Consider the following 22661-nt stretch of genomic DNA (forward strand, 5'->3'; position numbering starts at 1 on the left):
CGAGCGGGGCGCAGGGCGCCTGCCGGCAGGGACTTGGGCTGGCGTGCTGCCAGGCAAGGCAGTATCGTGACGCAGAACAGGCCCTGGCGCGGCCTGCGGGCAAAGGGAGTTTGTGACAAACCAACAACTATTCGCGCCCGCGACACCGGCTTTTGCCGATGTCAGCCGGCTGCGGGCCCTGGTCATCGACGAAGGCGAGCTGTCGCGCTCGGTGCTGGCTGGCATCCTGCGCCAGCTGGGCCTGCCCCTGGTGCAGAGCGCGCGCCGCCCCGAGGAGGCGCGGCGCCTGATCCGCAATGCGCCGCAGCCCTATGACCTGATCGTCAGCGACTTCCACTTCCGCCAGCAGGGCAGCGAGGCCATGACCGGCCAGGACCTGCTCGACGAGCTGCGCCAGGCGCGCGGCCTGCCGATGCAGACGGCCTTCATCATGGTGACCGACGAGGCGCGCTACCAGCATGTGGCCGATGCCCTTGAGGGCGCGCTGGACGACTACCTGCTCAAACCGATCACGGCCGGCCAGTTCGAAGACCGCTTCCGCCTGGTGATGGAGCGCAAGACGGCCTTCCGCGAGGTCTTCCAGGCCATCGAGGCCGGTGAGTACGAGAAGGCGGCCCAGCGCTGCGAGGCCATGTTCGCCGAGGGGCAGAAGTTCCGCCTCTATGCCGCTCGCATCGGCTCCGAGCTCTACCTGCGCCTGAACCAGCTCGATGCCGCCAAGCGCATGTTCGAGACCCTGCTGGCCCACAAGGCCGTGCCCTGGGCGCGGCTGGGCCTCGCGCGCATCGAGCTGAGCACGGCCGATTCGGCCACGGCCTGCCGCACGCTGGAGACCTTGCTGGTCGAGAACCCCGGCTATGCCGATGCCTACGACGTCTACGGCCGCGCGTTGCTGGAGGAGATGAAGCTGGAGGCGGCCGTCGAGATCTTTGGCAAGGCGGTGCAGATCACGCCGGGCAATGTCACGCGCTTGCAGAAGCTCGGCTCGCTGGAGCTGTTCCTCGGGCGGGCCGAGGGTGCGGTCCAGCATCTGAATGCGGCGCTGACGCTGGGTGCGCAGTCGCGGGCGCTGGACTACCAGGGTGTGGTGGCCCTGGCCATCGCCAGCCTGGACCTCGAGGCGCTGGAGAGCTGCGAGCGCGCCGACCGCTTCCTCGACGAAGCCGCCGGCCGCCATCCGGACAGCCAGCGCGTGCGCCGCCTGCGCCTGTGCGCCGAGGTGGCCTTTGTTCTGGCGCGGCGACGCTACGAGCCGGCGCTCGCGGGGCTGGCGCGGCTGGCCTCCGAACTCGCTGAGCCTGAGTTCACGTTCGAAATGGCGGGCAACTTGGTGCAGTTGTTGGTGCGGGCCGCGCCGCACCGCGCGGTGCCGGAGCTGGAGGGCTGGGTGCGCCGCGCGGCCGAGCGCTTCTGCATCTCCCGGCCCCGCACGCTCTTGATGGAACTCGCGGCGTCGGCCCTGCCGCCGGTGGAGCAGCAGGTGCGCGAGACGGCCGCACAGATCAACGAGGCCTCGCGCCAGGCCATGTCGCACCTGGTCACCAAGCAGCATGGCCGCACGCTGCAGGCCTTGGTCGAACTGGCCGAGCGCAGCCTCAACGCCCGCATCATCAACCTGGCCCGCGCCACGCTGGAGCACCACGGCCACCAGCTCGATGGCAGCGAGGCGGCCCAGCTCGGCCGGCGCATCGAGCTGCTGCACGAGAGCTATACCGACGCCGGGCGGCGCCTCGTGGGGCGCCGCGTCTGATCAGAGCAGGCGGAAGGCCAGTACCGCCACCAGCGTCGGCGGCAGTGCCGCCAGCAGCAGGTAGAGCGGGTTGATCGTCTGGTCCTCAAAGCGGCCGCGCAGAATGGCCACGCCGGCCGGGTTGGGCGCATTGGCCACCACGGTCAGGCCGCCGCCGGTCACCGCGCCGGCCACGAGGGCGATCTTGAATTCAGGCGAGAGGCCCGGCACCAGCGAGCCGAGGTAGGTGAGGGCGGCGTTGTCGGTGAATGCGGTGAGGGCCGTCGCGCCATAGAACACCGCGTCTGCATCCATGCGCAGCAGCAAGGGCTGCAGCCACCACTGCTGCAGGCCACCGAGCACGACGAGGCCAGCCAGGAAGAAGGCCACCAGCAGCGCTTCCTTCAGGATCAGGGGGCTCTGGTGCCGGGCATACGCGGTGGTGAAACCGAGGAAGAACAACAGCAGGCCCATGAAAATGGCCGGATGGTGGGCGAACACCACGACGCCCGCGAGGAAGAGCAGGTGCACGGCCACGACGAGCAGCGGCACGGGCTCCTCCGCGCTTTTGGCGGCGGCCGGCAGGGCGGCCAGCTCACGGCGGAACAGCAGGGCCGCCAGCGCCGCATTGAGGGCCACGGCCAGGGCGGCCTTCCAGCCGAAGTTGCTGAGCATGAAGCCCATGTCCCATTGCCAGACACCGGCCACCATCAGCACCGGCGGCGCGGCGAAGGGCGTCAGCGTGCCGCCAATCGAGATGTTGACGAAGAGCACGCCCACCGTGGCATAGCGCAGCCGCGCCGAGGTGGTGCCGGCAAACACGCTGTCGCGCAGCATCAGGGCTGCCAGCGTCATGGCGGCCGGCTCGGTGATGAAGGAGCCCAGCAGCGGCACGAGGCCGAGCAGGAGCACATAGAGCGCCACGCCCGCCGGCACGGGCAGCACCCGGGCGATGCCGCGCACCAGATCGCCGGCCACCTGCAGCACCGGCCGGCTCGCCGCCACCACCATGATGGCGAAGACGAACAAAGGCTCGGTGTAGTTGCGCGTGTCCACATAGTGCGTGGCGGCGGTCGAGCCCTCCAGCGCGAACATCCCCACGACCAGCACCAGGGCCCAGAAGCCGAACACCACCTCCACCTCGCCCAGCAGGTGGAATAGGCCGGCATGCCTAGGCCGGGTGTGGGCCAGGTGCTCGAAAATCTTGGTCGAGAAGGTGTGGACCAAGGCGAGCGCGAACAGCACGGCGGCCAGGATTTGCACGGCGGTGGGGGTGGCGTTTGTCATGCGCAGATTCTGGCAGAGGCCCGCCGCAAGCCTTCCGTAAGCTCATCCAGCACTTGCAATGCCCTTTGCAAGTCCTTCATTTTGAACAACTTTTGCCTCCGGATTGAGTGTAAGAATCGGTTCTAAGTGCTTGATTTCATTGAATAAATTTGCGATTTCGCTTGACCTGACAAAGCGCGGTGATTAAAGTGGTGAAAAGTGCAATTTAGTGGATCGCCGTGGCGAATTTTGTGTTTCAGGGGGCTAGCGCCTTGGCAATGGATGCCAAGGGGCGTTTGGCCGTCCCGACACGCCATCGCGAGGTCCTGCAGGCGCTCTGCGCCGGCCAGCTGACCGTCACCAAGCACCCCGAAGGCTGCCTGATGGTCTTTCCGCGGCCGGCCTGGGAAACTTTTCGTGATCGCATTGCTGCCCTGCCCATGTCGGCGGCCGGCTGGAAGCGGGTCTTCCTTGGCAATGCGCAAGACGTCGAGATCGATGCCGCCGCCCGCGTGCTGATCGCCCCCGAGCTGCGCGCCGCTGCTGGCCTGTCCAAGGACGTGATGCTGCTCGGCATGGGCAGCCACTTTGAGTTGTGGGACGCAGCCGCCTACGCCGCCCATGAGGCCAAGGTGATGGAAAGCGAGCTGCCCGACGCTCTCAAGGACTTCAGCTTCTGATGTCCGCCGCCGCCTTCACCCATACCACCGTGCTGCTCGACGAGACCGTCGAGGCGGTGCTGACCGATCCCGCCGGCCTCTATGTCGACGGCACCTTCGGCCGTGGCGGGCATTCGCGCCTGCTGCTGTCCAAGCTGGCGGCGGAGGGGCGCTTGATCGCCATCGACCGCGACCCGGAAGCCGTCGCGGCAGCGACCACCGGCGAAACGCGGGTCACGGACCCGCGTTTTTCCATCTGCCACGCCCCCTTTGCCGAGATGCGCGAGCAGCTCGCCGCGCTGGGCGTCGAGCAGGTCCAGGGCGTGATGCTGGACCTCGGCGTCTCCAGCCCGCAGATCGACAACCCCGAGCGCGGGTTCAGCTTCCGCTTCAGCGGCCCGCTGGACATGCGCATGGACACGACCCGGGGCGAAAGCGCCGCGGACTTCCTGGCCCGCGCTGACGAGCGCCAGATTGCGGAGGTGATAAAGAACTATGGGGAAGAACGGTTTGCTGTTCAGATTGCAAAGGCGCTTGTTGCTCGCCGCGTCGCGGGGCAGCCCGTACGAAGCACCGATGAGCTTTCCAAAGTCGTGGCTGGCGCGGTCAAGACCCGCGAGCCGGGCCAGGACCCTGCAACGCGCACATTTCAAGCTCTTCGGATTCAAGTCAACGGTGAGCTCGAGGAACTCGAGCAGGGGCTGAAGGCCGCCCTGGCGCTGCTGGCACCGGGCGGTCGCCTGGCGGTGATCAGCTTCCACTCGCTGGAAGACCGCATCGTCAAGAACTTCATTGCCGAGCACAGCAAGGAAGTGTTCGACCGCCGCGCGCCGTTTGCTGCGCCCAAGCCGCTGGCCTTGAGAGCGCTGGAGCGCATCAAGCCCAGCAACGCGGAGATCAAGGCCAACGGGCGCTCGCGCTCCGCCGTGCTGCGCGTGGCCGAGCGCACCGATGCGCCGCTGCCGGCCGAACCGCAGGGCCGCTATGGCAAGGGAGCCAAGCGATGAGCCGGCTCAACTTCGTGCTGCTGCTGGCCGTGCTGGCCTCGGGCATTCTGATGGTGCGCAGTGCCTATGAGGCGCGCCGGCTGTTCACCGAGATCGACCGTGCCCAGGCCGAGGCGCGCCGGCTGGACGCCGACCTGCAGCGACTGCAGGCCGAGCGCCAAGCCCAGGCCACCAATCTGCGTGTGGAGAAGGTCGCACGCGAGCGCCTGAACATGCGCGCGATCACGCCGGCCATCAGCCAGCAGGCTTCGCTGCACATGGACGGCAGCGCCAGCGGGGTGGCCCGATGATCGGCCGCAAAAAGGGCAAGGAAGGTGGCACGCGCGCCGTCAATACGCGCAGCGTGAGCTACAGCTCCAGCCCGCTGCTCGCGTCGAAGACACCGCCCTGGCGCTCGCGCTTCCTGGTAGCGCTGGTGGGCCTGTCCTTCACCGGCCTGCTGGGCCGCGCGCTCTATGTGCAGGTCATCGGTACCGAGTTTTTCCAGAAGCAGGGCGAGGCCCGCTATGCCCACACGCTGGAGCTGCCCGCCAGCCGTGGCCGCATCAACGACCGCAGCGGCCAGGTGCTGGCCGCCAGCGTGGCCGTGCCTTCGTTCTGGGCGATCCCCAAGGACGTCGATACCGACCCGGCCAAGCGCCGCGCGCTGGCCAAGATCCTCGGCATCAGCCGCGATGAGCTGGAGCGCAAGCTCGATCCGAACAGCCGCTTCGTCTGGCTGCGCCGCCAGGCCGACGACGACACGGCTGCGCAGATCAAGACCCTGGCCCTGAAGGGCGTGTTCCAGGACCGCGAGTACAAGCGCAAATACCCCGAAGGCGAAGCTGCGGCCCATGTGGTGGGCTTCACCAACATCGAGGAGCGAGGCCAGGAAGGCATCGAGCTCGCGTTCCAGAAGGAACTGCAGGGCCGTGACGGCTCGCGCGCCGTGGTGCGTGACCGCCTGGGCCGCGTGGTCGAGGACATCGGCGACCGCGTGCCGGCCGTCAACGGCCGCGACATCGACCTCAGCATCGATTCCAAGATCCAGTTCTTCGCCTACCAGCGCGTGCGCGATGCGGTGGCCGAGCACAAGGCCAAGGCCGGCTCGGTGGTGGTGCTGGACGCCCAGACCGGCGAGGTGCTGGCCCTGGCCAACTACCCCAGCTTCAACCCGGGCGACCGCCAGAACCTCAGCGGCGCCCAGCTGCGCAACCGCGCGCTGACCGACGTGTTCGAGCCCGGCTCGACCATGAAGCCCTTCATCGCCAGCCTGGCGATGGAAACCGGCCGCGTGAAGCCCGAGACCATCATCAACACCTCGCCGCGCAGCCTCGTGATTGCCGGCTGGTCGCCAACCGATGCCCACCCGCATGGCGACCTCAGCGTGGCCGAGGTGATCCAGAAGTCCAGCAACATCGGCGCGGCCAAGCTGGCCATGCAGATGCAGCCGCGCGAGATGCACGAGATGTTCACGGCCATCGGCCTCGGACAGCGCCTGCAGATTAACTTCCCCGGCGCCATCACCGGCAAGCTGCGGCCCTACAAGAGCTGGAGGCCGATCGAGCAGGCGACGATGAGCTACGGCTACGGCCTCTCCGCCTCGCTCTTGCAACTGGCCCGCGCCTACACCGTGTTCGCACGTGATGGCGAGGTCATCCCCATCACCATGACGCGCTCGCAAAGCGGCGAGCCTGTGCATGGCATCCGCGTGTTCTCGCCCAAGGTGGCGCACGACATGCGCGGCATGCTGCAAATGGCAGCCGGCCCTGGCGGGACGGCCCCGATGGCGATGGCGCCCGGCTACAGCGTGGGCGGCAAGTCCGGCACCGCGCACAAGCAGGAAGGCAAGGCCTACGCCGGCAACAAATACCGCAGCTGGTTCGTGGGCCTGGCGCCGATCAGCAATCCGCGCATCATCGTCGCGGTGATGGTGGACGAGCCGAGCAACGGCGTCTACTTCGGCGGCGCTGTGGCCGGCCCGGTGTTCAGCCAAGTCGTCTCGCAAAGCCTGCGCCTGATGAATGTGCCGCCCGACCTCGAGGTCAAGCCGCAGATCGTCGCCGCGCAGAAGATGCAGGCCGTGGAGGAGAGCTTCTGATGCTGAAACGGTTGCGCCGCCGTCACTCCGTCCACCATTCGCAGAGCCCGCTGCTGGCTGAGCCGGCGCCGCTGTGGCGTTCGCGCCTGCTGGTCGTCGTGGCCGGCACGGCCTTCGCCGGCCTGCTCGGTCGTGCGCTTTATGTGCAGGGCATTGGCACGGAGTTCTTCCAGCAGCAGGGCGCCGCCCGCTACAGCCACAAGCTCGAGCTGCCCGCCAGCCGTGGCCGCATCAGCGACCGCAGCGGCCAGCTGCTCGCCACCAGCGTGGCCGTGCCTTCGTTCTGGGCCATCCCGGCCGATGTGGATGCCGACCCGGCCAAGCGCGCCGAGCTGGCCCGCATCCTTGGCCTCACGCCCGCCGAACTGGCCGAGAAGCTGCTGCCCGGCGCCCGCTTCGCCTGGCTGCGTCGTCAGGGCGACGACGCCATGGCCGCGCAGATCAAGGCGCTGGGCATCAAGGGCGTGTTCCAGGACCGCGAGTACCAGCGCCGCTATCCGGAAGGCGAGGCCGCCGCCCATGTGGTCGGCTTCACCAACCTCGAAGAGCATGGTCAGGAAGGCATGGAGCTGGCCCTGCAAGCCAAGCTGCAGGGCCGCGACGGCTCGCGCGCCGTGGTGCGCGACCGCCTGGGTCATGTGGTCGAGGACATCGGCGAGCGCGTGCCGCCCAAGGACGGGCAAGACGTGACCCTGTCCATCGATTCGCGCATCCAGTACCAGGCCTATGAGCGCGTGCGCGAAGCCGTGGCCGCCCACCAGGCCAAGGCCGGCAGCGCTGTGGTGCTGGACGCCCTGACCGGCGAGGTGCTGGCCCTGGCCAACTACCCGAGCTTCAACCCGGCCGACCGCAGGCACCTCAGCGGCGAGCAACTGCGCAACCGCGCGCTGACCGACCAGTTCGAGCCCGGCTCGACGATGAAGCCCTTCACCGTGGCGCTGGCGCTGGAAGCCGGCCGCGTGACGCCACAGACCACCTTCGACGTGGGCGGCGGCAAGTGGAACTTCTTCGGCTCCGTGATCACCGACGCCCACCCGGCCGGCCTCTTGAACGTGGCCGAGGTGATCCAGAAGTCCAGCAACATCGGCGCCGCCAAGATGGGCCTGCAGGCCCAGCCGCGTGAGCTGTACGGCATGTTCTCGGCCATCGGTCTCGGCCAGCGCCCGCAGCTGCCGTTCCCCGGCGCGGCCATCGGCACGCTGCGCCCCTATGCAAAGTGGCGGCCCATCGAGCAGGCCACGATGAGCTATGGCTACGGCCTCTCGGCCTCGCTCTTGCAACTGGCCCATGCCTACACCGTGTTCGCCCGCGACGGCGAGCTGATCCCTCTGAGCCTGGACAAGCAGCCCGAGGGCAAGGCCGTGCACGGCCCGCGCGTGTTCTCGGCCAAGACGGCCCAGACCATGCGCACGATGCTGCAGACCGTCACCGAAGCCGGTGGCACCTCGCCCCAGGCCCAGGTGGCCGGCTACAGCGTGGGCGGCAAGTCGGGCACGGCCTACAAGCAGGTGGGCAAGGGCTATGACAAGACCAAGTACCGAGCCTGGTTCGTCGGCGTCGCGCCCATCAGCAAGCCGCGCATCGTGGTTGCCGTGATGGTGGATGAGCCGACCCGGGGCGCGCACGACGGCGGCAAGGTCGCCGGCCCGGTGTTCAGCGAGCTGACCGGCCGCAGCCTGCGCCTGCTGAAGGTGCAGCCCGACCTGGCGGTGAAGCCCCAAATCGTGGCCGGCCTGACGCCCGCCGCAGATCGAAAAGAGCAACTCTGATGCTGACCCGACTCAAATCCCCGGACGCTGCGGCCCGATGGCTGCAGGAATGGACCACCGGCGCGCTGCAGACCGACAGCCGCCAGGTCCGTCCCGGCGATGCTTTCATCGCCTGGCCCGGCTATGCGCGCGATGGCCGCGAGTACGTGGCGGCTGCGCTGGCCGCTGGTGCCGCTACCTGCCTGGTCGAGGCCGAGGGCGTGGACAGCTACAACTTCGTCGATGCTCGCGTGGCCTCGCTGCCCGAGCTCAAGTCCAAGACCGGCTTGATCGCTTCGGCCTACTACGGCGCACCGAGCCAGGCGCTGTCCGTCGTGGCCGCCACCGGCACGAACGGCAAGACATCCACCGCGTGGTGGGTGGCGCAATCGCTGTCGCTCTTGGGCCAGCGCTGCGGCGTCGTCGGCACGCTGGGTGTCGGCGAGCCTCCGCTGGCAGGCAAGCCTGCTGCCATCGACTACACCGGCCTGACAACACCTGACCCCGTGCTCTTGCAGCAGGCCTTCCGCCGCATGGCCGACCAGGGTTTTGAGGCCTGCGCCATCGAGGCCTCGTCCATAGGCATCAAGGAACACCGCCTGGCCGGCACGCAAGTGAAGGTCGCGCTGTTCACCAACTTCACGCAGGACCACCTGGACTACCACGGCAGCATGGAAGCCTACTGGGCGGCCAAGCGCGAGCTGTTCGACTGGCCGGGCCTGCAGGCGGCCGTGCTGAACATCGACGACCCCAAGGGCGCCGAGCTGGCTGCGGAACTGTCCGGCAAGCTCGACGTCTGGACCTATGCCTTGAATGGTGAAGCCCGCCTCTCGGCGCATGACATGCACTACGGCGCTGGCGGCATCGCGTTCACCTTGCGTGAAGCTGCTGAATCGCTGCAAGTGCAAACCGGCCTGATCGGCGAATACAACATCGCCAACCTGCTGGGCGTGATCGGCGCGCTGCGCGCCTTGGGCCACTCGCTGACCGACGCAGCGCACGCAGCCGCCCAAGTCACGCCGGTGCCCGGCCGCATGCAACGCGTGGGCAACGGCCGCGAGCTGCCGGAGCTGGTGGTCGACTATGCCCACACGCCCGATGCGCTGGACAAAGCCTTGCAGGCGCTGCGCCCGCTGGCAGCGGCGCGCGGCGGCCAGCTCGTTTGCGTGTTCGGCTGCGGCGGCGACCGTGATCGCAGCAAGCGGCCGCTGATGGGCGCCATTGCCGACCGCCTTGCAGACCGCGTGATCGCCACCAGCGACAACCCGCGCACCGAGTCGCCCGAAGCCATCCTGGCCGACATCGCCGCCGGCGCACCGGGGGCCTTGCAGGTCGTCGATCGCCAGCAAGCCATTGCGCAGGCCGTGCTCGAAGCCGGCCGCCGCGACGTGGTGCTGGTGGCCGGCAAGGGCCACGAGGACTACCAGGAAATCAGGGGCGAGCGCCGCCCGTTCTCGGACGTCGAACAGGGCCGCGCCGCCCTGATCCGGAGGGCTGGCCTGTGAACACGACGAGCCTCAACACCACGCCGCTGATGACGCTGGCCCAGGCCCACCACCTGCTGCTGACGAGCATCCCGACGGCCCGCCTCGTTGGCGACGACCAGACCGAAATCGAGCGCGTGCACAGCGACACCCGCACGCTGCAGCAGGGCGACCTGTTCGTCGCGCTGCGCGGTGATCGCTTCGATGCGAACGACTTCCTCGCCGAGGCCAAGGCCAGTGGTGCCGTAGCGGCCCTGGCCGAGCGCGGCCTCGAAGCGGCCGGCCTCGCCGGCATCGAGGTGCCCGATGCCAAGGCCGCGCTCGGCGCGCTCGCCACGGCCTGGCGCCGCCACTGCCACCTGCCGGTGATCGCCGTCACGGGCAGCAATGGCAAGACCACGGTCACGCAGATGATTGCCAGCATCCTGCGCGCCTGGCTGGGCAACGCCTCGCTGGCCACCGAGGGCAACTACAACAACGACATCGGCGTGCCGCTGACGCTCTTGCGCCTGCGCCAGGACGATGCCCACTGGCATCGCGCCGCCGTGGTCGAGCTGGGCATGAACCACCCGGGCGAGATCGCACCGCTGGCAGCCATGGCCCAGCCCACCGTGGCCCTGGTCAACAACGCGCAGCGCGAGCACCAGGAATTCCTGCAGACTGTGGAAGCCGCAGCGCGCGAGAACGGCGCCGTGATCGAGGCGCTGGGCGCAGCGGGTGTGGCCGTGTTCCCGGCCGAAGACGCCTGCGCGCCGATTTGGCACCAGATGGCGGGCCATCGCGGCGAGCTGAGCTTCGCCTTGCAAGGCCAGGCCGATGTGACTGGCCGCGCGCGCTGGATTGGCGCAGGCGAAGAGGGTGAGTCCACGGGTCACTGGGCCCTGGAGCTGCACACGCCGGCCGGTGATGCGCCAGTCAGCCTGGCCGTCGCGGGCCAGCACAACGTTCGCAATGCACTCGCTGCCGCGACCTGCGCGCTGGCTGCGGGCGCGCCGCTGGCCGCCATCGTGCGGGGGCTGGAGAACTTCCGCCCCGTGAAGGGCCGCTCGCAGCTGGGCAGCGTGATGCTGGCCGGCCGCCGCGTGACCCTGATCGACGACAGCTACAACGCCAACCCCGACAGCGTGCGCGCCGCCATCGACGTGCTGGCCGAGCTGCCGGGCGCGGCCTGGCTGGTCCTCGGCGACATGGGCGAAGTTGGCACGCAAGGCCCCGAGTTCCACCGCGAGGTGGGCGCCTACGCGGCGGAGCGCGGTGTGTCCCACCTCTGGACCGCTGGCCCGGCCGCCAAGGATGCGGCCGCCGCCTACGGCGCGAACGCCCGGGCTTTTGAAACGGTGAGCGAGCTGCTGGCTGCGCTCGCCCAAGCGCCGCGAGTCTCGACCGTGCTGGTCAAGGGCTCGCGGTTCATGCGCATGGAACAAGTGATTGCGGCGCTGTCGGCCGCTGAAGGGAAGTAAGAAGCCATGCTGCTGAGCCTGTCGCAATGGTTGTTGAGCCTCTACCCCGAGTGGGGATTTCTGCGCCTGTTCAACTACATCACCTTCCGCGCGGTGATGGCGGCCATGACGGCGCTCTTGATCGGCCTGGCCTTCGGCCCCTGGGTTATCAGGCGCCTGACCGAGATGAAGATCGGCCAGCCGATCCGCGAGTACGGCGTGCAGCAGCACCTGGCCAAGAGCGGCACGCCCACCATGGGCGGTGTGCTGATCCTGATCGGCATCGGTGTTTCGACCTTGCTGTGGTTCGACTGGAGCAACCGCTTCGTCTGGGTCGTGATGACCGTGACCCTGGGCTTTGGCGCCATCGGCTGGGTCGATGACTGGCGCAAGGTCGTCGACAAGAACCCCGAGGGCATGAGCAGCCGCGAGAAGTTTTTCTGGCAGGCGCTGATCGGCATCCTCGCTTCGATCTACCTGGCCTTCAGCGTGTCCGAGACCTCGGCGCTGCGCGTGTTCGAGCTGTTCTTCCGCTGGGTGCAGAGCGGCTTCTCGACCGAGCTGCCGCCGCGTGCCGACCTGCTCGTGCCCTTCTTCAAGTCGGTCAGCTATCCGCTCGGCGTGTTCGGCTTCATGGGCCTGTCGTTCTTCGTGATCGTGGGCACCAGCAACGCGGTGAATTTCACCGACGGCCTGGACGGCCTCGCCATCATGCCGGTGGTGATGGTGGGCTCGGCCCTCGGCGTGTTCGCCTACCTGACCGGCTCCTCGGTGTTCTCCAAGTACCTCTTGCTGCCCTACATCCCGGGCGCTGGCGAGCTGCTGATCTTCTGCGCCGCCATGGCGGGGGCAGGTCTTGCCTTCCTGTGGTTCAACACCCATCCGGCCCAGGTCTTCATGGGCGACGTGGGCGCGCTGGCGCTTGGCGGTGGCCTCGGCACGCTGGCGGTGATCACGCGCCAGGAGATCCTGCTCGGCATCATGGGCGGCATCTTCGTGGCCGAAGTGCTGTCGGTGATGATCCAGGTCAGCTGGTTCAAGTACACCAAGAAGAAGTTCGGCAGCGGCCGGCGCATCTTCAAGATGGCGCCGCTGCACCATCACTTCGAGAAGTCGGGCTGGAAGGAGACGCAGGTCGTCGTCCGCTTCTGGATCATCACCATGCTGCTGTGCCTGGTCGGTCTGGCCAGCCTGAAGCTGCGCTGAAGGGCGAGCGGTGGAACTGAACGGCGCTCACCTGCTGATCCTGGGCCTGGGAGATACCGGCCTGGCCATGGCCGCCTGGGCGGCCCGCCAGGGCGCGGCCGCGATCCGCGTCTGGGATTCGCGCGAGACGCCGCCGCAGCTGGCCGCCTTGAAGGAGCAGGTGCCTGCCGCGCAGTTCTTCAGCGGCGCATTGCAGGCTGCGGATGCCGAAGGCCTGCGCTCCGTGCTGAAGAGTCCCGGGCTCTCGCCGCTGGATGCGCGGCTGCAGCCCTTGCTTTCGCGTTGCCGCGAGCTGGGCCTGCCGCTGCTGGGTGAGCTCGATCTGTTCGCGCAGGCCTTGAACGCCTTGAAGGCCGAGCGCCGCTATGCCCCCATCGTGCTGGCCATCACCGGCACCAATGGCAAGACCACGACGACGAGCCTGACCGGCCAGATGGTCGAACGCTGTGGCAAACGCGTGGCCGTGGCCGGCAATATCGGCCCGAGCATGCTGACGACGCTGGCGGCGGCGCTGGACCAGGAGCCGGTGCCGGCGCCGGCCGAAGAGGCGCCAGTTGCGGAAGTGATCGAAGCGCCGGCCGATGTATCCGCCGAGCCGGCCGAGTCGGCCGAGGCAGAAGCGACCGATGCTGCCGAATCTGCAGAAGCGGCCCCCGCCGAATCCGAGCTCACCACGCTGCAGGAAGTTGAAGCCTTGCTCGACGAAGCGCCGCTGCCGATCAAGCCGCCGCCGCCCAAGGGCCCGGTGTTCGAGCACCTGCCCGAGGCCTGGGTGCTGGAACTGTCGAGTTTCCAACTGGAGGGCGTCGAAGGCTTCGAGCCCACGGCCGCCACGGTGCTCAACATCACGCAAGACCATCTGGACTGGCATGGCGACATGGCGGCCTATGCGCGCGCCAAGGGCCGCGTGTTCGGCGCCGAGGCCATCATGGTGATCAATCGCGACGACGCAGCCGTCGAGGCCCTGGTGCCGGCCACGGTGATGGTCAGCCCGGGCCGTGGCCGCCGCAAGATAGAGCAGGGCCGCAATGTCGTGCGCTTCGGCCTCGATGCGCCCAAGCGCCCCGGCGACTACGGCCTCGTCAACGACGGTGGCATGGCCTGGCTGGTGCGTGCGCTGGAGAGCGACCCCACGATCAAGCGCAAGGCCGGCGACGAGGAAGAAGAGCTGGTCGTGCAGCGCCTGATGCCGGCCGACGCGCTGCGCATCCGGGGCCGCCACAACGCCGCCAATGCGCTGGCCGCGCTGGCACTGTGCACCGCCGCCGGCCTGCCGCTGGCGCCTATGCTGCACGGCCTGCGTGAGTACCGGGGCGAGCCGCACCGCGTGCAGCACATCGGCACGCTGGATGGCGTTGATTTCTATGACGACTCCAAGGGCACGAACGTCGGTGCCACCGTCGCGGCCTTGAGCGGCCTCGGCGCCGATCGCGCGCCGGCCAAGCTGGTCGTGATCCTCGGCGGCGATGGCAAGGGCCAGGACTTCTCGCCGCTGCGCGCGCCGCTGATCCAGAACGCCCGTGCCGTGGCCTTGATCGGTCGCGATGCCGCCGCGATTGAAAGCGTGCTGCTGGACAGCGGCCTGGTGATGCAACGCCATGACACGCTGGAAGCCGCCACCGCCTGGTGCTTCGCACAGGCTCACAGCGGCGACAGCGTGCTCCTGAGCCCGGCCTGCGCTTCGCTCGACATGTTCCGCAACTACGCGCACCGCGCCGAGGTCTTCGTGGCCGCGGCCGAGGCGCTGGCGGCCGACAAGGGGGCCTCGCTGTGAACGCGGCCGCCGTGACGAGCTTCTTTCAAGGCCTGCGCCAGCGCTTCCTCGCCAAGGGCGGCGAGGCTGAGGGCGCCACCGCCGTGCCGGTGCGCGACTGGGTGGCCGCCGGCCAGCCGACCAAGCTCGCCGGCTTTGACGTGACCCTGGTCTGGGTCGTGATCGCGCTGATGGGCCTCGGCCTGCTGATGGTCTATTCGGCATCCATCGCCTTGCCGGACAACCCCAAGTTCGGCAAATACCAGCCGATGCACTTTTTCATCCGCCAGTCGCTCTACATCGTGGCCGGCCTGATCGCCGCCTTGATCACGGTGCAGGTGCCGATCAGCAGCTGGGAGCGCTGGGCGCCATGGCTGTTTGTGGCGAGCCTGGTGCTGCTGGTGGCGGTGCTGATCCCGGGCCTCGGCAAGGTGGTGAACGGCGCCCGCCGCTGGGTGCCGTTGGGCGTGATGAACTTCCAGCCCTCCGAGCTGGCCAAGCTGGCCATGGCCATGTACGCGGCCAGCTACATGGTGCGCAAGATGGAGGTCAAAGAGAACTTCGTCCAGGCCGTGTGGCCAATGATCGTCTCCCTCGGCGTGATCGGCGTGCTCTTGCTGGCCGAGCCCGACATGGGCGCCTTCATGGTAATCGCGGCCATCGCCATGGGCATCCTGTTCCTCGGCGGCGTCAACGGCCGCATGTTTTTCCTGGTGGTGGCGGTGCTGGTCGGCGCCTTCGTGCTGATGATCACCTTCAGCGAATTCCGCCGCGAGCGCATCTTTGCCTATCTGAACCCCTGGGACGAAAAGTACGCCCAGGGCAAGGCCTACCAGCTGACGCATTCACTGATCGCTTTCGGCCGCGGCGAATGGTTTGGCCAGGGCCTCGGCTCCAGCGTCGAGAAGCTGCACTACCTGCCCGAGGCCCACACCGACTTCCTGCTGGCCGTGATTGGCGAGGAGCTGGGCTTCGTCGGCGTGGCCGTGGTGATCTTTGCCTTCTTCTGGCTGTCGCGCCGGCTCTTCCACATCGGCCGCCAGGCCGTGGCGCTGGACCGCGTGTTCGCCGGCCTGTTCGCGCAAGGCATTGGCATCTGGATGGCGGGCCAGGGCTTCATCAACATGGGCGTGAACCTGGGCGCGCTGCCGACCAAGGGGCTGACGCTGCCGCTGCTGTCGTTTGGCGGTTCGGCGATCCTGATGAACTGCGTGGCGCTGGCCATCGTGGTGCGGGTGGACCTCGAGAATCGGCAACTGATGCGCGGAGGTCGCGCATGACCAAGCATCTGGTTGTCATGGCAGCCGGTACCGGTGGCCACATCATCCCGGGCCTCGCCGTCGCTGAAGAAATGAAGCGCCGGGGCTGGAGCGTGTCCTGGATGGGCACCGAGCAGGGCATGGAAAACAAGCTGGTGCCGCCGACCAGCATTCCGCTGGACCGCCTCGCCTTTGCCGGCCTGCGCGGCAAGGGCCTCAAGCACACGATCACCGGCCTTTTCAAGCTGGTGCAGGCGTTCGTCCAGAGCCGCCAGGTCTTCGTCACCCGCAGTGCCGATGCCGTGCTGGGCATGGGCGGCTATGTCTGCCTGCCCGGTGGCCTGATGGCCTGGCTGATGCGCAAGCCGCTGCTGCTGGTGAATGCCGATGCGGCCATCCTTTTGTCGAACAAGAGCCTGAAGCCCTTTGCCTCGCGCATCGCTTTCGGCTTCGATGGCAAGGCGGCAGCGGACACGAAGAACGCCATCGTCACCGGCAATCCGGTGCGTGCTGAGATCGAAGCGATTGCGCCGCCCGATGTTCGTTTCGCCGAGCGCACGGGCCCGCTGCGCTTGCTCGTCGTTGGTGGCTCGTTGGGCGCGAAAGCGATCAACGCCGCCTTGCCGCAAGCGCTGGCGCTGTGGCCGGCTGATCAACGGCCCGTCGTCACGCATCAAACGGGCCAAGCGAACCTGGTCGAGGTACAGCAGGCCTACCGCGCCGCAGGTATCGAGGCCGAGGTCCTGCCCTTCATCGACAACATGGCCGAGCGCCTGGCGGCCGCCGACCTGGCGATTTGCCGCGCCGGTGCCGTCACGGTCAGTGAGCTCTGCGCGGCGGGTGTGCCCTCCATCCTCGTGCCCCTGGTCGTGTCCACCACGGCGCACCAGCGTGACAACGCCCAGTTCATGACCCAGCACGGCGCCGCCATCCATCTGCCGCAACAGGAACTGACGGCCGCTGGCCTGCACGAACTGATCCAGGGGCTGGACCGCGCGCGCTTGCTCGAGATGGCCAACAAGGCCCGCATTCTTTCGCGTCCTCGCGCCGCCGCCCGAGTGGCCGACGAGTTGGAAGGACTCGTCCAATGAAACACGCCGTCAAGCACATCCATTTCGTCGGCATCGGTGGTGCCGGCATGAGCGGCATCGCCGAGATCCTGCACAACCTGGGCTACCGGGTCTCGGGTTCGGACCAGAGCGACAGCAGCACGCTGCAACGCTTGACAACGCTGGGCCTGCGCACGCACGTCGGTCACGCGGCCGCCAACATCGCGGGCGCCCAGGCCGTGGTCGTGTCCACCGCCATCAAGGCCGACAACCCCGAGCTGCTGGCCGCCCGCGCCGCTGCCGTGCCGGTGGTGCAGCGCGCCGTGATGCTGGCCGAGCTGATGCGCCTGAAGAAGGGCATCGCCATCGCCGGCACGCATGGCAAGACCACCACCACCTCGCTGGTGACCAGCGTGTTGGCTGAAGCTGGCATCGACCCGACCTTCGTGATCGGCGGCAAGCTGAACGCCGCCGGTGCCAACTCGCGCCTGGGCCAGGGCGAGTACATCGTGGTCGAGGCGGACGAGAGCGACGCCTCCTTCCTCAACCTGCTGCCCATGATGGCCGTCGTCACCAACATCGACGCCGACCACATGGAGACTTACGGACACGACTTCGAGCGCCTGAAGCAGGCCTTTGTCGACTTCCTGCACAAGATGCCCTTCTACGGCGCGGCCGTGGTCTGCGGCGACGACGCCGGCGTGCAGTCCATCCTGCCGCTGCTGCAGCGCCCGGTGATCACCTACGGTTTCAGCGAGCACAACGAGGTGCGTGCGGTGGACGTGCATGCACTGCCCGGCGGCCAGATGAGCTTCACCGCCCAGCGCGCTGGTCAGGCCGACTTGAAGATCACCCTGAACCTGGCGGGCCGCCACAACGTGCTGAACGCGCTGGCCGCGATTGCCGTGGCCAGCGAGATCGAGCTGCCGGACGGCCCCATCGTGGCTGCGCTGGAGAAGTTCGGTGGCGTGGGTCGCCGCTTCCAGCGCTATGGCGAATTGCGTGCGGCCGATGGCGGCCGCTTCACGCTGATCGACGACTATGGCCATCACCCGGTCGAGATGGCTGCGGTGCTGGCCGCCGCGCGCGGCGCCTTCCCGGGCCAGCGCCTGCTGCTCGCCTTCCAGCCGCATCGCTACACCCGCACGCGCGACTGCTTTGCCGATTTCGTGCGCGTGCTGAAGCAGGCCGATGGCGTGTTGCTGGCGGACGTGTATTCGGCGGGCGAAGCGGTCATCGAGGGCGCCGATGCCGTATCGCTCGCTGCGGCAAGCGATGCAACGCTGGTGGGGCAAGTGACCGCGATGCCGGCGGCGATTGCCGCGACGGCCCGCGATGGTGATGTGGTGATCGTGATGGGTGCCGGTTCGATCGGCGCCGTGCCTGCGCAGACGGTGGAGCTGCTGAAATGAAACTAGACCTGAACATCGATCCCAAGGCACTCGGCAAGACCGCCGTGCTGATGGGCGGCTCCTCGGCCGAGCGCGAGGTCTCGCTGACCATGTCGGGCCCCGGCGTGCTGGCGGCGCTGCGCAGCCAGGGTGTCGATGCCCATGCCTTCGACCCGTCGGAGCGCGGCCTGCATGAGCTGAAGAGCGAGGGCTTCGCCCGCTGTTTCGTTGCGCTGCATGGCCGCCATGGCGAAGACGGCACGGTGCAGGGCGCGCTGGAGCTGCTCGGCATTCCCTACACCGGCTCCGGCGTGATGGCTTCCAGCATCGCCATGGACAAGATCATGACCAAGCGGCTGTGGCGTGCCGACGGCCTCTCCACGCCGCGCTGGTTGAGCCTCGCGAAGGCCGAGCTGGTGCGCGAGCGCGTGATCACCGTGCCGGACGAGCTGGGCCTGCCGCTCTTCGTCAAGCCGCCGCACGAGGGCTCGAGCATCGGCATCAGCAAGGTCAATGGCTACTCGGAAATGCAGGCCGCCGTCGAAGCCGCGGCCAAGTACGACGATGAGGTGCTCTGCGAGGAATTCATCGAAGGCCCCGAGCTGACCTGCCCGGTGCTGGGCGAGGGCGCTGCGGCGTTCGCGCTGCCGGTCATTCAGATCGAAGCCGATCAAGGCAACTACGACTACCAGAACAAGTACTTCACCAACTCCACGCGCTACCTGATGGGTCACCTGGACGCGGCGCTGGAGCGCGAGATCCAGGCGCTGACGGTGGCGGCCTACCGGTCCCTGGGTTGCCGCGGCTGGGGCCGCGCCGACCTGATGCTGCGCAAGCGCGACGGCAAGCCCTTCCTTCTGGAGATGAACACCTCGCCCGGCATGACCTCGCATTCGCTGGTGCCCAAGTCGGCCGGCCATGCAGGCATCACCTATGAGCAGCTGTGCTTGTGGCTGCTGTCGCAGGCCCGACTCGACGCAGGCAAGGCCTGACCCCAAACAAAGCCATGGCCGCCAACTCCGCCACCCTTCAAGTGCAGCTGCCGCCGGACGTCCGTCTGATGAACGGCGTGGCAGCGCTGTTGGTGATCGGCCTGGTGTTGGCGGTGCTGGCCTATGGCGCGAACTGGCTGGCGCGCCGGCCGGTGTTCGCGATCCGCGCGGTGCAGGTGGAGGGCGACGTGGCGCGTAACAGCACGGCCACGCTGCGGGCCAATGCGCTGCCGCGTCTCTCGGGCACCTTTCTCACGATGAATCTGCAGCAGGCTCGTCAGGCCTTCGAGGCTGTGCCCTGGGTGCGCAACGCCACGGTGCAGCGCGTCTGGCCGGCCAAGCTGAAGGTGAAGCTGGAAGAGCACCAGCCGGCCGCCTACTGGGAGCTGAAGGCCGAAGGCGCCGACGCGCAGAGCGATGCGGCGGTCGAGCGTCAGCTGGTCAACAGTTTCGGCGAAGTCTTCCAGGCCAATCTCGGCGATGTGGAAGACGAGAACCTGCCGACGCTGTCGGGCCCGGCGGGCACGGCCGGCCACATGCTTTCGCTCTGGAAGCAGTTGCAGCCAATGACGCAGACGCTGTCGGACAGCGCCGAGCGGCTGGACCTCTCGGGCCGCGGCTCCTGGCGGCTGAAGCTGGAGAAGGGCGTCGAAATCGAGCTGGGCCGCGGCAGCGACGCCGAGGTGCTGGCGCGCTTCCAGCAGTTCGTGCTGACGCTGACGCAGATGACCTCGCGCTACCAATCCGAGCTGCTGGCCGCCGACCTGCGCCACCGCGACGGCTATGCGCTCAAGCTGCGCGGCGTTTCGACCACCACGACTCCGGCCACCGGCCGGGGCAAGAACAAGTAAAGACCACAAGGAAAGAAGAGATGGCCAAGGAATACAAGGATCTCGTCGTGGGTCTGGACATCGGCACCGCAAAGATCATGGCGGTGGTGGCCGAGGTGATGGGCAACGGCGAGCTGCGCATCGCCGGCCTCGGCGTCGCGCCTTCGCATGGCTTGAAGCGCGGCGTGGTGGTGAACATCGATGCCACGGTGCAGTCCATCCAGCAGGCCTTGAAGGAGGCCGAGATGATGGCCGACTGCAAGATCAGCCGCGTCTTCACCGGCATCACCGGCAGCCACATCCGCGGCCAGAACTCCACCGGCATGGTGATCGTGCGCGACAAGGAAGTGACGCCGGTGGACGTGGCCCGCGTGGTCGAGACCGCCAAGGCGATCAACATCCCGAACGATCAGCGCCTCCTGCTGGTCGAGCCGCAGGAATTCGTGATCGACGGCCATGAGGTCAAGGAGCCCATCGGCATGAGCGGCGGCCGGCTCGAGGTCAAGGTCCACATCGTGACCGGCGCGCAGAGTGCGGCCGAGAACATCGTCAAGTGCGTGCGCCGTTGCGGCCTTGAAGTGGACCAGTTGGTGCTGAACCCCAGCGCTTCGAGTGCCGCCGCACTGACCGCCGACGAGCGCGACCTCGGGGTGGCCCTGGTCGATATCGGCGCCGGCACGACCGACGTGGCGATCTTCACCGGCGGCTCGATTCGCCATACCGCCGTGATACCCATCGCCGGGGATTTGATCACCAGCGATATCGCCATGGCCCTGCGCACCCCGACCAAGGATGCCGAGGAAATCAAGGTCGAACACGGCGTGGCCAAGCAATTGCTGGCCGACCCGGCGGATCAGGTCGAGGTACCCGGATTGGGCGATCGCGCACCGCGCATGCTTTCAAAACAAGCACTTGCCGGCGTTATTGAACCCAGAGTCGAGGAAATATTCTCGCTGGTGCACCAGGTGATTCGCGAGAGCGGGTATGAGGAACTGCTGTCCTCGGGGATTGTTTTGAGCGGCGGATCGGCCGTCATGCCGGGCATGGTGGAACTCGCCGAGGACATTTTTCTGAAACCCGTGCGGCGCGGCAACCCGACTTACGACGGCGCGCTGTTCGACATGGTTGCCAACCCCAGGTCGGCGACTGTGATGGGTTTGCTGGAAGAAGCGCGCGTTTCGCGCACCCGGGGTTTGAAGGCGGCGCAGCAGGCGGGGTCGATGAAAACCCTGTTCGGCCGCGCCAAGGACTGGTTTCTGGGGAATTTCTGAGTACTGGATTGGGCACCGGGGACGGGAATCTTTTTCTTGCCACCACGTTTATGTCGGGCCACAACGACAAGGGCAATAAAAGGGTTCTTCCCGGTATTTTTTGACGCATGGCAACTGCATAATTGCTGAAGGAGGTTTCTTATGGCGATCGAAATGATCGAAGAGTTTGATCAGGGCACCCAAATCAAGGTGATTGGGGTCGGTGGCGGCGGCGGCAACGCGGTCGAGCACATGATTGCCCAGGGCGTTCAGGGCGTGGAATTCATCTGCGCCAATACTGATGCCCAAGCACTGAACCGTTCCAAGGCCGACCAGCTCTTGCAGCTGGGTCAATCGGGTCTGGGCGCTGGTGCCAAACCCGAAATCGGCCGTCAGGCCGCCGAAGAGGCCGAGGCCCGCATCCGCGAGTCCATCCAGGGCGCCAACATGCTGTTCATCACCGCCGGCATGGGCGGTGGTACCGGCACCGGCGCAGCCCCGGTGATCGCCCGAGTCGCCAAGGAAATGGGCATCCTCACCGTCGGTGTGGTGACCAAGCCTTTCGACTTCGAAGGCACGCGCCGCACCAAGGCGGCCGACTCCGGCCTGGCTGAGCTGGAAGCCAATGTCGACTCGCTGATCGTCGTGCTGAACGACAAGCTGCTCGACGTGCTGGGCGACGACGTCACGCAAGACCAGGCCTTCGCGCACGCCAATGACGTGCTGAAGAACGCTGTTGGCGGCATCTCCGACATCATCCACATCCCCGGCCTCGTGAACGTCGACTTCGAAGACGTCAAGACCGTGATGAGCGAGCCGGGCAAGGCCATGATGGGCACGGCGCAAGCCGGCGGCCCGGACCGCGCTGCCAAGGCCGCCGAGGCTGCCGTCGCCTGCCCGCTGCTGGAAGGCATCGATCTGTCCGGCGCGCGCGGCGTGCTGGTGCTGATCGCTGCGAGCCGCAGCAACTTCAAGCTGGCCGAGTCGCGCAATGCGATGAACACGATCCGCCGCTATGCCGCTGAAGACGCTCACGTCATCTACGGCACGGCCTACGACGAAAGCTTGGGCGACCAGCTGCGCGTCACCGTCATCGCCACCGGCCTGAACCAGGGCAAGGCCAAGGTGCAGCAGCAGCCGCCGTTGCAAGTGGTCCAGCCCGAAGTGCTGCGCCGCACCGGCACGGACAACATGCCCGTGCTGACCCAGCCGGTGAACATGTCGGCCACGATGGCCCAGCCTGGTGCCACCACGGTGGGTGCCGGTGGTGATTTCTCGGGCATGACCGTGCCCAGCGTCTGGCGCCATGGCCGCACGGCCGCCGCGACCAAGGTCGAGGCCCTGTCCAGCAACGGCATGGATGAGATCGAGATCCCGGCCTTCCTGCGAAAGCAGGCCGACTAAGGGCCGAGCCCCACGCTCCCGCAAGACCCGGCACCCGCCGGGTCTTTGCTTTTGGGGCGGACCATGTCCCCCATCGGGACGGCTAGGCAGGCGAGGTGCGGTCGGGGAAACTCCG

Annotated in this window: 18 protein-coding genes; 17 read left to right on the forward strand and 1 reads right to left on the reverse strand. The window is 67.6% G+C overall.

Going from position 1 to position 22661, the window contains the following annotated elements; translation table 11 throughout:
* Nucleotides 1-112 precede the first annotated feature (112 nt).
* On the forward strand, nt 113-1750 hold the full coding sequence (locus J7U46_RS19640) for a response regulator (protein ID WP_282828884.1): 1638 nt from the start codon (nt 113-115) through the stop codon (nt 1748-1750).
* Here the strand turns inward: J7U46_RS19640 and J7U46_RS19645 are convergent, their stop codons facing one another.
* Nucleotides 1751-3016, reverse strand: a complete 1266-nt coding sequence (locus J7U46_RS19645; RefSeq protein WP_282828885.1) for a putative Na+/H+ antiporter — start codon at nt 3014-3016, stop codon at nt 1751-1753. It abuts the gene before it with no gap.
* Between the two features lie 230 nt (nt 3017-3246).
* Here J7U46_RS19645 and mraZ point away from each other — a divergent pair, with 230 nt between their 5' ends.
* The 16 genes from mraZ (at nt 3247) to ftsZ (ending at nt 22546) form a co-directional block, all read left to right on the forward strand.
* Nucleotides 3247-3675: a division/cell wall cluster transcriptional repressor MraZ gene (gene mraZ, locus J7U46_RS19650; RefSeq protein WP_282829156.1), complete on the forward strand. Its 429-nt coding sequence runs from the start codon at nt 3247-3249 to the stop codon at nt 3673-3675.
* The gene (gene rsmH, locus J7U46_RS19655) at nt 3675-4661 is read left to right on the forward strand and encodes a 16S rRNA (cytosine(1402)-N(4))-methyltransferase RsmH (RefSeq protein ID WP_282828886.1); all 987 of its coding nucleotides are present in this window, start codon (nt 3675-3677) and stop codon (nt 4659-4661) included. The genes mraZ and rsmH overlap by 1 nt, the downstream gene beginning before the upstream one ends.
* Nucleotides 4658-4951: a cell division protein FtsL gene (gene ftsL / locus J7U46_RS19660; protein ID WP_282828887.1), complete on the forward strand. Its 294-nt coding sequence runs from the start codon at nt 4658-4660 to the stop codon at nt 4949-4951. The genes rsmH and ftsL overlap by 4 nt, the downstream gene beginning before the upstream one ends.
* Nucleotides 4948-6741, forward strand: coding sequence for a penicillin-binding protein 2 (locus tag J7U46_RS19665; protein WP_282828888.1), 1794 nt, complete (start codon nt 4948-4950; stop codon nt 6739-6741). The genes ftsL and J7U46_RS19665 overlap by 4 nt, the downstream gene beginning before the upstream one ends.
* Nucleotides 6741-8510 carry a penicillin-binding protein 2 gene (locus tag J7U46_RS19670; protein ID WP_282828889.1) on the forward strand — a complete coding sequence of 590 codons (1770 nt, stop codon included), beginning with the start codon at nt 6741-6743 and terminating at the stop codon, nt 8508-8510. The genes J7U46_RS19665 and J7U46_RS19670 overlap by 1 nt, the downstream gene beginning before the upstream one ends.
* Complete coding sequence (locus tag J7U46_RS19675; RefSeq protein ID WP_282828891.1) at nt 8510-9994, forward strand: UDP-N-acetylmuramoyl-L-alanyl-D-glutamate--2,6-diaminopimelate ligase; 1485 nt, start codon at nt 8510-8512, stop codon at nt 9992-9994. Before J7U46_RS19670 ends, J7U46_RS19675 begins: the two co-directional genes overlap by 1 nt.
* Before the next feature lie 29 nt (nt 9995-10023).
* Nucleotides 10024-11433 (forward strand): UDP-N-acetylmuramoyl-tripeptide--D-alanyl-D-alanine ligase, encoded by a 1410-nt coding sequence (murF, locus tag J7U46_RS19680; protein ID WP_282829157.1) that lies wholly within the window; start codon nt 10024-10026, stop codon nt 11431-11433.
* A 6-nt stretch (nt 11434-11439) separates the two neighbouring features.
* On the forward strand, nt 11440-12618 hold the full coding sequence (gene mraY, locus J7U46_RS19685; protein ID WP_282828892.1) for a phospho-N-acetylmuramoyl-pentapeptide-transferase: 1179 nt from the start codon (nt 11440-11442) through the stop codon (nt 12616-12618).
* A gap of 10 nt (nt 12619-12628) precedes the next feature.
* Nucleotides 12629-14392, forward strand: coding sequence for a UDP-N-acetylmuramoyl-L-alanine--D-glutamate ligase (gene murD, locus J7U46_RS19690; RefSeq protein ID WP_349239498.1), 1764 nt, complete (start codon nt 12629-12631; stop codon nt 14390-14392).
* A gap of 83 nt (nt 14393-14475) precedes the next feature.
* Entirely contained in the window at nt 14476-15651 is a 1176-nt protein-coding gene (ftsW, locus tag J7U46_RS19695; protein ID WP_282829159.1) for a putative lipid II flippase FtsW, read from the forward strand.
* A complete protein-coding gene (gene murG, locus J7U46_RS19700; RefSeq protein WP_282828893.1) occupies nt 15648-16721 on the forward strand; it encodes an undecaprenyldiphospho-muramoylpentapeptide beta-N-acetylglucosaminyltransferase in 1074 nt (357 codons plus the stop codon). The genes ftsW and murG overlap by 4 nt, the downstream gene beginning before the upstream one ends.
* On the forward strand, nt 16718-18091 hold the full coding sequence (gene murC, locus J7U46_RS19705) for a UDP-N-acetylmuramate--L-alanine ligase (RefSeq protein WP_282828894.1): 1374 nt from the start codon (nt 16718-16720) through the stop codon (nt 18089-18091). The genes murG and murC overlap by 4 nt, the downstream gene beginning before the upstream one ends.
* A complete protein-coding gene (locus tag J7U46_RS19710; RefSeq protein ID WP_282828895.1) occupies nt 18088-19062 on the forward strand; it encodes a D-alanine--D-alanine ligase in 975 nt (324 codons plus the stop codon). The genes murC and J7U46_RS19710 overlap by 4 nt, the downstream gene beginning before the upstream one ends.
* Nucleotides 19063-19076: 14 nt before the next feature.
* Complete coding sequence (locus J7U46_RS19715) at nt 19077-19913, forward strand: cell division protein FtsQ/DivIB (protein WP_282828896.1); 837 nt, start codon at nt 19077-19079, stop codon at nt 19911-19913.
* A 20-nt stretch (nt 19914-19933) separates the two neighbouring features.
* Nucleotides 19934-21163, forward strand: coding sequence for a cell division protein FtsA (ftsA, locus tag J7U46_RS19720; RefSeq protein ID WP_282828897.1), 1230 nt, complete (start codon nt 19934-19936; stop codon nt 21161-21163).
* A gap of 141 nt (nt 21164-21304) precedes the next feature.
* Nucleotides 21305-22546 (forward strand): cell division protein FtsZ, encoded by a 1242-nt coding sequence (gene ftsZ / locus J7U46_RS19725; RefSeq protein WP_282828898.1) that lies wholly within the window; start codon nt 21305-21307, stop codon nt 22544-22546.
* Nucleotides 22547-22661: the final 115 nt, after the last annotated feature.

Source organism: Pelomonas sp. V22 (assembly GCF_030014915.1).
Taxonomy (GTDB): Bacteria; Pseudomonadota; Gammaproteobacteria; order Burkholderiales; family Burkholderiaceae_C; genus JAUASW01.

Excerpts from the sequence above, each read along its gene's own strand:
- J7U46_RS19645 (WP_282828885.1), bottom strand. The coding sequence starts at position 3,016 with ATGACAAACGCCACCCCCACCGCCGTGCAAATCCTGGCCGCCGTGCTG.
- J7U46_RS19665 (WP_282828888.1), top strand. The coding sequence starts at position 4,948 with ATGATCGGCCGCAAAAAGGGCAAGGAAGGTGGCACGCGCGCCGTCAAT.
- J7U46_RS19670 (WP_282828889.1), top strand. The coding sequence starts at position 6,741 with ATGCTGAAACGGTTGCGCCGCCGTCACTCCGTCCACCATTCGCAGAGC.
- J7U46_RS19675 (WP_282828891.1), top strand. The coding sequence starts at position 8,510 with ATGCTGACCCGACTCAAATCCCCGGACGCTGCGGCCCGATGGCTGCAG.
- mraY (WP_282828892.1), top strand. The coding sequence starts at position 11,440 with ATGCTGCTGAGCCTGTCGCAATGGTTGTTGAGCCTCTACCCCGAGTGG.
- murG (WP_282828893.1), top strand. The coding sequence starts at position 15,648 with ATGACCAAGCATCTGGTTGTCATGGCAGCCGGTACCGGTGGCCACATC.
- murF (WP_282829157.1), top strand. The coding sequence starts at position 10,024 with ATGACGCTGGCCCAGGCCCACCACCTGCTGCTGACGAGCATCCCGACG.
- J7U46_RS19715 (WP_282828896.1), top strand. The coding sequence starts at position 19,077 with ATGGCCGCCAACTCCGCCACCCTTCAAGTGCAGCTGCCGCCGGACGTC.
- ftsA (WP_282828897.1), top strand. The coding sequence starts at position 19,934 with ATGGCCAAGGAATACAAGGATCTCGTCGTGGGTCTGGACATCGGCACC.
- ftsZ (WP_282828898.1), top strand. The coding sequence starts at position 21,305 with ATGGCGATCGAAATGATCGAAGAGTTTGATCAGGGCACCCAAATCAAG.
- murC (WP_282828894.1), top strand. The coding sequence starts at position 16,718 with ATGAAACACGCCGTCAAGCACATCCATTTCGTCGGCATCGGTGGTGCC.
- ftsL (WP_282828887.1), top strand. The coding sequence starts at position 4,658 with ATGAGCCGGCTCAACTTCGTGCTGCTGCTGGCCGTGCTGGCCTCGGGC.
- rsmH (WP_282828886.1), top strand. The coding sequence starts at position 3,675 with ATGTCCGCCGCCGCCTTCACCCATACCACCGTGCTGCTCGACGAGACC.
- J7U46_RS19710 (WP_282828895.1), top strand. The coding sequence starts at position 18,088 with ATGAAACTAGACCTGAACATCGATCCCAAGGCACTCGGCAAGACCGCC.